Annotated in this window: 10 protein-coding genes and 2 pseudogenes; 4 read left to right on the forward strand and 8 right to left on the reverse strand. The window is 48.7% G+C overall.

All coding sequences use genetic code 11. The features are described 5' to 3' along the window. Nucleotides 1-52: 52 nt before the first annotated feature. A complete protein-coding gene (locus ACFSX3_RS04800; RefSeq protein ID WP_209994032.1) occupies nt 53-1,138 on the forward strand; it encodes a saccharopine dehydrogenase in 1,086 nt (361 codons plus the stop codon). A gap of 9 nt (nt 1,139-1,147) precedes the next feature. Here ACFSX3_RS04800 and ACFSX3_RS04805 read toward each other — a convergent pair. The 4 genes and pseudogenes from ACFSX3_RS04805 to ACFSX3_RS04820 all read right to left on the reverse strand — a co-directional run. Beyond that, nucleotides 1,148-1,237 (reverse strand): annotated as a pseudogene (locus ACFSX3_RS04805) (YgjP-like metallopeptidase domain-containing protein); the annotation flags it as partial. A gap of 15 nt (nt 1,238-1,252) precedes the next feature. Then, nucleotides 1,253-3,394, reverse strand: coding sequence for a pectate lyase family protein (locus ACFSX3_RS04810; protein ID WP_209994031.1), 2,142 nt, complete (start codon nt 3,392-3,394; stop codon nt 1,253-1,255). A 204-nt stretch (nt 3,395-3,598) separates the two neighbouring features. Continuing rightward, nucleotides 3,599-3,988, reverse strand: a complete 390-nt coding sequence (locus ACFSX3_RS04815) for a DUF948 domain-containing protein (RefSeq protein ID WP_209994030.1) — start codon at nt 3,986-3,988, stop codon at nt 3,599-3,601. A gap of 64 nt (nt 3,989-4,052) precedes the next feature. Further along, a complete protein-coding gene (locus ACFSX3_RS04820; protein ID WP_209994029.1) occupies nt 4,053-4,757 on the reverse strand; it encodes a TVP38/TMEM64 family protein in 705 nt (234 codons plus the stop codon). Nucleotides 4,758-4,930: 173 nt separating this feature from the next. Here ACFSX3_RS04820 and ACFSX3_RS04825 point away from each other — a divergent pair, with 173 nt between their 5' ends. Genes ACFSX3_RS04825 through ACFSX3_RS04835 form a run of 3 tightly spaced genes read left to right on the forward strand, consistent with a single transcriptional unit; the run spans nt 4,931 to nt 7,515 of the window. Further along, nucleotides 4,931-5,638, forward strand: coding sequence for a response regulator transcription factor (locus ACFSX3_RS04825; RefSeq protein ID WP_379258467.1), 708 nt, complete (start codon nt 4,931-4,933; stop codon nt 5,636-5,638). Continuing rightward, the gene (locus ACFSX3_RS04830) at nt 5,628-6,956 is read left to right on the forward strand and encodes a HAMP domain-containing sensor histidine kinase (RefSeq protein ID WP_209994028.1); all 1,329 of its coding nucleotides are present in this window, start codon (nt 5,628-5,630) and stop codon (nt 6,954-6,956) included. The genes ACFSX3_RS04825 and ACFSX3_RS04830 overlap by 11 nt, the downstream gene beginning before the upstream one ends. 16 nt (nt 6,957-6,972) lie before the next feature. After that, a complete protein-coding gene (locus ACFSX3_RS04835) occupies nt 6,973-7,515 on the forward strand; it encodes a GNAT family N-acetyltransferase (protein WP_209994027.1) in 543 nt (180 codons plus the stop codon). A gap of 36 nt (nt 7,516-7,551) precedes the next feature. On the opposite strand, the gene ACFSX3_RS04840 is transcribed toward ACFSX3_RS04835, so the two are convergent. The 4 genes and pseudogenes from ACFSX3_RS04840 to ACFSX3_RS04855 form a co-directional block, all read right to left on the reverse strand. Further along, a complete protein-coding gene (locus ACFSX3_RS04840; RefSeq protein ID WP_209994026.1) occupies nt 7,552-7,905 on the reverse strand; it encodes a nitrous oxide-stimulated promoter family protein in 354 nt (117 codons plus the stop codon). A gap of 46 nt (nt 7,906-7,951) precedes the next feature. Beyond that, a complete protein-coding gene (locus ACFSX3_RS04845) occupies nt 7,952-8,083 on the reverse strand; it encodes a hypothetical protein (protein ID WP_339221561.1) in 132 nt (43 codons plus the stop codon). A 222-nt stretch (nt 8,084-8,305) separates the two neighbouring features. Beyond that, on the reverse strand, nt 8,306-9,274 hold the full coding sequence (locus ACFSX3_RS04850; RefSeq protein WP_209994025.1) for a stalk domain-containing protein: 969 nt from the start codon (nt 9,272-9,274) through the stop codon (nt 8,306-8,308). A gap of 354 nt (nt 9,275-9,628) precedes the next feature. Then, nucleotides 9,629-10,544: pseudogene (locus ACFSX3_RS04855) on the reverse strand (transposase); the annotation flags it as partial.

Here is a 10,544-nt window from a genome sequence, read left to right on the forward strand (position 1 = left end):
GTTCAATTGTTTAAACGTATAAGTACACAAACATATAAACGGAGGTTAACAAATGAATAGAAAAAAGGTTCTCATCGCTGGAGGCTATGGTGCTGTAGGGGTACAGATTGCCCGCATTTTACATGACAGGCACCCTGATCTGGAGTTAGTGCTGGGCGGTCGCTCTGCTGGCAAAGCAGCCCCTTTCCCATCGGACCGGGTGCACACGGTTGTTGTTGATACCCAGGCAGTCGATCCGCTGATTCACGCAGGAGAAAATATAACTTTAATCATTAATGCCGTGAACGATCTGGATGATCGACTACTGGTATCAGCAGTGCGAAGAAAAATTCCACTCATTGACGTCACACGCTGGACAGAAGTGTTTCAGCAAGCGATACGCACATTAGATCAGGAAGAGCTTCATGCCCCCGTAATTCTATCTTCGGGCTGGATGGCGGGAACGGCCTCCCTGTTTGCAATGATGCTCTCGAAATCGCTTCAGAACGTTGAGGTTAACATCCATGCCTTGTACTCCCTGCGGGATAAGGCCGGACCGGATTCAGCAGCCTTCATGGACCGGATGAGCATTCCTTTTCATATCACTCAATCCAATACGAGCCGACTTGTCTATCCCATGACTGACCCGGTTAAAATACAGTTTCCAAATGGATACGCGACGCACTGTTACAGACTGGATACTCCTGATCATGTCACCTTGCCCCGTACCCATCATATCGATTCTGCCAGCTTTCGCATCTCCTTCGATCATAAGGTTTCCACTTATGCACTCGCAGGACTGGTCAAAACCGGAATATGGAAGATGATTAGTGGGGATCGATTCAAGCCTTTCAGACGGAAATTATTGTACAATCCGGGAACCGGGAGCGCTCATCACCTGGTTATTCAATTGAAAGGCATGGATGCGAAGGGTAACCTAGTGGAACGAAAGATGACCGTCTCAGATCCACTCGGTCAAACCCATATGACTGCGCTTGGCGCTGCGGTGCAGGCCGAAAATTTACTGCTGATGCTGTCTACGGATGAGCCGATGGCCCCAGGCATCTATTATCCTGAGCATTTGTTCGATCACCGAATGGACATGGATGCAGTCACTCACTTTTTCACACAATACGATGTTCAAGTATCTTATTCTTGATACCAGGATACGGTCATGATTCATGTGGTGAATATGGCACAGTTCATGAATCATGACACAATCCATCACTTCCAGTGACGCCATCGCCAAGCGATAATGGGGTTAGGAGTTATATTACTCCACCACCAAATAATACAAATTAGCAGTACTATCCTTAGTAATCGTATGCGCACCCGCCGCAAGGGAGACGGTGGCCACGCCGTTCGTTATGGGATAGCTTGTCCCATCCACCTTAATCTTGGTTCCCTCGGAGCCAAACACCAGTGTTAGCGTTGAAGCCTTGGCTGTGGTGAACTGGATACTGGTGGCGCTCTCGATCTTCAGACATTGCGTTAAGGTCAGTCCGTTATAGGAGACCGTTCCCTTGCTGGTGGAGAGATTGCCCTGAATGGTGAAAAAGCTGCTCGAAGTTCCTGACGCTGTAAAATTGTGAACCGCCGCTCCCGGAGCAGGCGTTGACGTAGGTGCTGCTGTCGGCGCGGGAGTCGTTGTCGGCACCGGAGTTACAGTCGGCACCGGAGTCGCTGTTGGCGCAGGCGTTGCCGATGGAGTTGGCGTTGGGCCGCCCGGGTTAGCATTGCCCCCCACAGACACCAGTCCTGAGGTGTAGCTGCGGATAGCTGACATTAATGGTGCGTTGAGGGCATAGGCGGTGTCATCTACAGCGTTATTGAAGGCCCAGCTGAAATCGCCGCCCCCCTGGCGTCCTGCTCCCGCTTTAACTTTCTGCTCTACTGCGTTTACGTTATCGACAGCTGCTACACTGACACCTGTATCGACCAGCGTATCGAAGTTGTTATAGGCTGTTCCGCCGACAAGTGCTTTGTACGAGCCGGGAACGGCTTCGCTTCTCGATGAGGCCAGGTAAGCATCGTGAGAGGCTGCATTGGCTGGAGCCGTTCCGCTGTTGGAGTTCGCATAGATCAGACTCGCCGCACCCGAGATACTGTTGTTGTAGGCTTTAATCATCCCGCCGTTCTCCCCGGAGAACGTGCCTTCGCCCAGAGCATCTGTCCCCTGAAGGGAGCTTAGCATCGGGTATTTGGCATTGCGGAACACATTACTTTCCACGAAGGCCGAAGCACCGGTCGTCACGCCCACACCGTATTTTGACACGCCGTCATAGAAGTTATTATACACATGGACCGAGGCTACTCTGATCCGCGGGTGACGCGAGTCGGAATGATCGAACCAGTTGTGGTGCAAGGTGACGAAGAACTCTGCGGACTCGCTAAGTCCGACCAGAGCTGCTTTGCCGGAATCGAAGTAATGGTTGTACGAAATGGTGATATAGGTGGAGCCTTTCTTGAGGTCCGTGGAGCCGTCGCCCTTAGCCTGGTCTGCATCACTCCCCGCCGATCCATAGAAAATATCGTTATTATGCACCCACACATTCGCGTTGCCTGTATCCATGGAAATGCCGTCATCCGGGAATAACATCAGGCCAAGATTTCTCACCTCTACATTCCCTGCATATCTGAGCAGCAGCCCCCAGCCATAGGCATACGCATCTGTGCCGATCCCTTCAATCGTCAGATTCATCTCGGTATAATTGCTTTTCCCCTTCACCTCCAGATAACCGCCGCTATTGAGCTGTCCGCTCAGATCAGCAGCCGTCACTTTTCCGATAAACCGGATCGCGAGCGGGGTGGTATCATAGCCTTTTTGCCGAAGCGAAAGAATGCCGCCAAGACCTACTCCCGTCTGCACTGTACCTGAGCTGCTGACCACTACGGGGAGCGTTACAGTCTGTGCATTCTGGGAGGTGACATACAGCACCTGTGCCCCGCTCTTCAGCGTTCCATTGTTAGTATAAGCGCCGGAGCCTGTACCATATGGAGATTGGGCTGAAAAAGCAAACCCGGACCGGTCATACGGCGCGGCGGCCAGCGTACCCGTCACTGCACTTGCCGTTCCCCCGCCTGACAGCACGGCTTCCACCTTCATAACATAGCTTCCGGCCGCCAGCCCTACGGCATCTGCTCTCCAGTAGGAGGTATATTTGCGGATCAGCTCATTCGGAAGCTGCTGATACTGGGAATCTGCGGCGCTTGCCGCTTTGATGAATACCTTATAGCCGGATGCATTACTGACAGGTGACCACTCCACGTATGCAGCTTCATTTCCACCTCCACTGCCTGTTACCGTAAGTCCTGCAGCGTGCACCACCGACGTTCCCCACCCGTTGAATAATAGAGTAAGTGTAAGAGTGAACAACAGAGTCATACTGGTTACCTTTGCAACGATTCTTTTCATGAATTCGGCCTCCCGATTTAGGTTTGCTGGCACCCCGAGCATAGCAGAAGCCGAATTAGTGCAGAAACAATCATTTGCTCATATCACCTGCGATTATGCACTATTATGAGAAAATGATTATTTTGCAGCGAAATGATAACTGTATTTAAAAAGACACCCGCCCGGGGTGCCTTGAACTGACGCTTCTTATCGATGACACAAAGGTCACTGAAACTTCGTATTAACGCGGATCTGGCCGCTTTTACTTTTGACCGCAGCCTTCTCCGGCTCTGGGTTCAAGCTCTGGCCGATGTCGGCAGCGTTCTTCTTGAAGGTCTCGGTCACAGTCTGAATGACCTCGCCCACATTGTGCGCAGATTCGAAGATCGGATCGATCGTTTTGATTTTCCCCTTCACATCCCGGGTGACCTGATTCGCCGTGTGAATGAGCTGAGTCGCCTCGCCCGTTAATCCATGAATCGCATTCCTCACCTCGCCCAGCGTCCGGTTAGTCTCGCCGAGGGTGGTCATTCCCTTGCGCAGCGTAAGGATCACGAATGCAACCAGACAGACAAAAGCAACCGCCGCCAAAGCAACACTAAGTTGGATAACCATATGCAACGCCTCCTGTAGTACCACTCTATGTCCAACTTACAGACATCATTCCTACATGTTGCGCCTACTGCCCGCTTTTGCCGCCTTTGAAGGCAGTTAATCTATGAATCAGCTTGTCCTTATAGATTAAGCCGAGGATGAAGGCTAGGACAGAGATCGCGGATATGATGATGGTGGGTCCATAATTCTTGTGATAGATATTAGCTCCGATACTCACAGAAGCCAGCAGCCACGGGAGTCTGGCGATGAGCAGAATCGTAAAGAATCTTAAGGGCTTGATCGTCGTCAGTCCCGCCGCATAAATGAACATATCCTTGGGCAGTCCGGGAATGATAAAGATGATGAACAGGAAGACCGAAAATTTGTTATTGTCCATCATCCCTCTCATCCACTTGAACTTGTCCCGCTTCAGCAAGCCTTCAATGAGCGTCCCGCCCAGAAACCGGGTGAAGTAAAAGGCGATCATCGCCCCCAGCAGCATTCCCCCGGTCACGAAGACCGCCCCTAGAGTTGTCCCATAGATGTATCCCCCGGCAATTTGAACAACCTCCCCTGGTATGGGGGCAATGACCGTCTGGAGAATCTGGAACAGAACCAGCATGACCGGTCCTAATTTTCCCGTAGAAAGGATGTAATCCCGGAAGCCGTCCAGAGACATCGTCACGCGCAGAAGCTGCGGCAGATATCTGATGAATACGATAATGGTCACAAGGCCTACGCAAGCGAGGAGAACCTTGCTGACCCGCTTTTTGTGTAATAACCAATCCATTTACGAATCCCTCTCTTCACTGGCTTATACTATCTCCAGCTTAGGTCAATATTCTTAAGATCCGGGCATGAACTTCCTTAAGAATTCTTAAGTCGCCTGGCCGCCTGTGGTTTATGAGCTATCTACAATCTATAATGGAAGCACAGTGAGCGCTCAGGAAGGGAGGGGGATGGATGATGAATGCTGCCAAGACCATACTTATAGCCGACGACAACCACGAGATCCGGGAGATTGTCCGGGTACTGCTGGAGAGCGAGCAATATCATGTCATAGAGGCTATAGACGGCGAAGACGCTGTGAATAAAGTAGACGATACCATCGACCTGATTATCCTGGACATCATGATGCCCCGGAAATCGGGCTTCAAGGCTTGCGTGGAGATTCGTGAGCTGACCAGCGCGCCTATCTTATTTTTGACAGCTAAGACTCAAGATTCTGATAAAACCTTGGCCTTCTCTGCGGGTAGTGACGACTACCTGTCCAAGCCCTTCTCCTACACCGAATTGGTGTCCCGGGTGAAGGCCTTACTTAGGCGGTATTATGTATACAAAGGCAAAGAGGATACCTCTGCCCCCTCAGATGTGATTACCTTCAATGGGCTAAGTGTTAGTACTACCGTCAACGAGGTAAGGATGAATGAGAAGGAGCTGACCCTGACCGAAATTGAGTACAAGCTGCTGGCGCTGATGGCCGGCAACCGCAATAAGATTTTCTCGGCGCAGAATCTGTATGAAAGTGTGTGGGGTGAGCCTTACTTCTACAGCTGTAACAATACGGTGATGGTTCATATCCGCAATCTGCGGATGAAGCTGGAGAAGGACCCGCAGAATCCCAAGTTCATCAAAACCGTCTGGGGAAAGGGGTACCGGATTGAATCATAAGCTACGGTGGAGCAGGCTGAAACTGAAATTAATCCTGTGCCTGATCGGTTCGTTCCTCGCCTCTTCCATGCTGTTCCTGCTGCTGCAGTCCACAGGCGAAGATCTGCTGGAGCATTACCGGGCCAGAAGCTCGTTCATTGACAAGCAAGAGCAGCAAGCCCTTCCGGCACTTGAGGGATATATCTCCGGGCAGCATCTTTCGCTTAAGGATGATACTAAAATAGCGGAATGGGTCCGAAAAGCCAAGTACGTGAACCTCTATCTCTATAAGGACAACCAATTTCTCTACTCTACAGACGGGTACACCATCAAGACCGAGAATACAAGGTTTCTACCGGACCCTAGCATTTTCAGCAAATCCCAATATTCCACGGTTACCTTTGCGGATACGACTGCTCAGGTCTATATGGAGTATTTTTTTGAATACAAGTACTACAACCTCATTACGATTCTGGGTGTGATTCTGTCGTTCTTATTCTTCATCGTCCTGGTCCTGTTCTTCATCAACAAGAAGACCTCTTACATTGGCGTGCTGGAGAAGGAGATTAAAATTCTGGAGGGCGGGAATCTGGATTATCCGATTACCCTGAGGGGGAAGGATGAGCTGGCTTCTCTGGCCCAGAGCATCAATGAGATGAGGAAATCGTTCATCGAGCGCCTGGAAAGCGAGGAGCAGGCCAGAGTCGCCAACAGCGAGCTGGTCACCGCCATGTCCCACGATCTGCGGACACCGCTCACCGCATTGGTCGGCTACCTGGACATCATCGAATACAAGAAATATCAGGATCAGGAGGCGTTAGCGAAATACATTCACAGCAGCAGGGAAAAAGCCTATCAGATCAAACATCTGTCCGACAAGCTATTCGAGTACTTCACCGTGTATAACACAGAGGAGAATGATCTGGAGTTCGAGTCCTACGATGGGATTCAGCTCATGGATCAGTTAATCGATGAGCAGTCGATGTTGCTGGAGAATCACGGCTTTCAAGTAGCATGGAAGCCGTCCCCTGTCCCTTTCCGCGTGGATCTTCACCTGATCTCCTTCAGGCGGGTATTTGATAACCTTTTCTCCAACATTACGAAATATGCCGATACATCTGCGACCGTAACAATTGCGTATAGGATTGAAGACCAATGGCTGTTGATGGATATCACGAATGTTATAAAAACGGAGAACCATGAAATCCATAGCACCGGGATCGGCCTCAAGACCTGCCACAAAATCATCAGCCAGCATAAGGGCGAAATCACGTTCACAAGCACTGGCGGCAAGTATTCCGTTCACATCCGCTTGCCGGTAAATAACAAGCTCACTTAATTTAGGGAGGATCATCATGCAAAAATTCACTACCGACCGATTAATCATCAGAAACTTCCGGGAGACGGATGCACCGGGGATGCTGGAGTACTTAGCGAATCCGCGGGTGAACTGTTTCCTGAGCGAACGCCTCTCCACGTTAGAGGAAGCCATCGTCACCGCTACTACCAAGAGTCAGGACGACTCCCATCTCGCCGTCTGCCTGAAGGATACCGACTCAATCATTGGCGAATTATTCTGCATGAAAGAAGAACCCGATACCTACAGCGTAGGCTGGCACTTCAACCCGGCCTATGAAGGCGTCGGCTATGCCAGCGAAAGCGCCCGCGCGCTGCTGCGCTACCTCTTCCTGGAGCAGGAAGCCAGACGTATCTATGCCTACGTCGAAGACGACAACACCAGATCGCAGAAGCTGGTCGAGAAGCTGGGTATGCGCAGAGAAGGCTGCTTCATGGAATTCATCTCCTTCACCAAGAACGAAGACGGAACGCCGAAGTATGAGAATACCCAGCAATTTGCGATATTGAAGCGGGAGTGGTTGGGGCAGGGGATGGTGTAGCGCCATTCGCCCGGCATCAGCAGAGGTGGCTGCCGACTATCGGGACAGCGGTCCTTTTAACTTCTCCGGTATGGGGATATGCTTTATGGACTCTAACGGATGATACAACAACATCCAGGGTCCTGAGAAACGCATAACCCCCTTTATTTTTTGGCGGTAGACGGGTGTATAACAATGAATCGGACACTTCGCACAAGCTGTTTTCTCTTCACCGAATTTGCAGTAGGAGAGTCTTGTCATAACATACTCATTTAAGTGCCGGCATTCCTCACAGAGCTCTTGTTCATGATGTTTTTTCTTGCAATAGATACGAATCATTTTTGCAGCTATCATTTTTTCTTTGCGGATCTTAGGGCCGTCGTTCAGCTGCTGCTTTGCTGCTCTGCTCATATAATAAGGCCTCCTTGACTTAGTTGAACTTATAAATCTAGTCATATCAACGATCCCTTAGGTCTTCAAGAATGCCCAGATCCTCTTCAAACACATTGAAGAACGCCTCCAAGACCTCAGGCCGAACCTGTTCAGGCAATAGAGAAATGCTCCCTTTCTTTTTATGCATACTCGTCATTAGCTCTTTCCCTCCATCTTCTTCTCCCAAGTCCTCTCATACGGATCTCGTTCAGCTCTTCTGTTGTCATTCCCTATCGGCAATTTGTGACACCCCCTTTTCGTAAAGAACCATTTGATCCTCTCTTCATCTCTCGTATTCAAGAAACAAAGGGTACCTCTAAGCCATACTTTGACTTTAGAGATACCCCTCTCATATTTGATTACTTAGGCCTCTTGATGACTAAAGGTTGAAGTAAAAGAATGACTTGTCATAATCGCTATTATCTCTGAGCTGGACGGCCAGATAGTTCGCCACACCCTTATGTACAGGTACGATTACAAGACCTTCTGCAGTGTAGCTGTAACTTTCACCCGACTTAAGCTTTTTTAAATCAGTTGCGTCACGAATAGCATCATCCAAGGAGCCAGTGAAACCAGAATTTTTCACACCGACGATACTGTCTCCGTCTGAAGTTTTAGAACCCCACAGTTGTGGTACAAAATCAACAGCAACATAAGTGCCTTCGTTTTTATCATCAGAGATAATCTTTCCATTATTCATAACGAACTTCACCTTAGCCAATTTATACTCAATCAAAGCATTGGCTTCTGGTTCTCTGAAACCAAGAATTGCAATTTCACTTCTTGAGATTGACTTTACTGAGCTTACGGAGACAGTATAGTTTCCTGTGAATGTCAGACCATCATAACTATAGGGGTCATTAAATGTAACCGACTTGCCTATTGGAATTGCGGAACTAAGGGTTTTACCACCATTAGTCGAAGCAGTCGCCGTCGTTGCTGCTGGAGGTGGTGTATTTGTCACAGTCGGGTTAACAGTTTGCTTAACGGGTTCTTGGGGAGTCGATGCCGTACTGGTATCCTTATAAGGAATACCACTATCACCTGAACCATCAATGGAAATAGTTAAAGAAGCCCCATCAAAATTAACATCCGCTCCAAGAGCTTCTGAAACAGATCTTAAGGGCACATATGTAGAACCGTTATATACTAAAGCAGATAAATTATTACCCGATTGATCTTTTGGAGTCCATTTGGAACCGTTAAGGACAAACTTGATATCATGGTTCAATTTTGCCTTGATTGCTTCAACACCATTTCCTGCAAACACCCCTACTGTGCCAAATAGTAGACTTGAAACTACAATAGATGAAACAAACACAGACTTCCTCATTTTAACTAACTTCATTCTGAAAATCCCCCTACAGTTTATTTGATGCTACATGCACTACCATAAGTTAAAGCTATCAAAATAATGAAATGAACCGCTTGTCACACTACTTCTATAAGGTTCATAAATACCAGTTGACAAGATATTCTGGGATTTATCCCACAATTCATTTTCAAAGTAAAAATATGTATCAATTTACTTATCGGAATAATAGGGAGCAATTGTTAATCCTTTACTCGGAATTTATTAAATATACATGGCTCTGCATACATGCGTATTGAAATAACCTCAAAGAGAAGTAGAAATATAATGTATCGTATGAAACATATAAATTATATTTTGAAAAAAGGGGCTGTCCCAAAAGTAGGTTTTCTACGGCGGAAGACAGTTCTCTTCAGTCTTAATGCTCACTTTTTGGTCATTGGCGGCTTGCTTCAGCAGATTATGAGCAAGGGAAAGCCATCCGACCTCAAGCGTCACTTTCTCCACGCCGCGAAGCAGAAATCGCCGGAATCCCCGGTTGTTCTTCAGTTGTCCGAATACACTTTCCGGCTCCGTCATTCGGCGTACGGCCAAGGTGTAACCTTCTTCACTCCGTAGAGTTTCACGCGCCTGTTTCTGGTATCGCAGCCGTTCCAGGCTGACGACCACTTCCCGATTTCCTGCCGCTTTCGTGCAACGCTCCTTTAGGGGGCAGCCTTCACAGGAGCTGCTGCGGTAATGCCGTCTGCGAATTTCATAGCCACTCTCTAGGGTCTCCTTGCTTTCCCTGTGGAAATGCAGCCTGTTCCCAGATGGGCACGTCCAGTGATCCTCGGCTGTATCGTATGTCCAGTTTTCGATTTTACCAACATTCGCTTTCCAGGCTTTAGTCTTTTCCTTGTGGTAGCTGCCGTACTTCACCACCGCCTGTATCTCTTTCTTTTCCAGATAGGCGTAGTTTTCTTCGCTGCCGTAGCCTGCATCCGCAATGACTGTCTTTGGCCATTTCCCGAGGATCTGCTGGGCTTTTTCCAGATGCGGCTCTAAACAGCGGGTGTCGGTCGGTCTTTGATGTATACTGTAGGTTTAAAATAAATTGGTTTTCGGTCCCGATTTGCACATTGTATCCCGGTTTCAGTTGGCCATTTCGCATGTGATCTTCTTTCATCCGCATAAACGTTTCCTCTGGATCGGTCTTGCTGAAACTGTTCCGGTCCCCAAGCAGCTTTTGATATTGTTCGTACTTCTGCAGTCGAGGGAGCAAATCCTTACGCAACGTCCGAACCGTCTTTTTTAGGGGCTTGTC

The organism is Paenibacillus rhizoplanae (assembly GCF_042684125.1).
Classification (GTDB): domain Bacteria; phylum Bacillota; class Bacilli; order Paenibacillales; family Paenibacillaceae; genus Paenibacillus_AQ; species Paenibacillus_AQ rhizoplanae.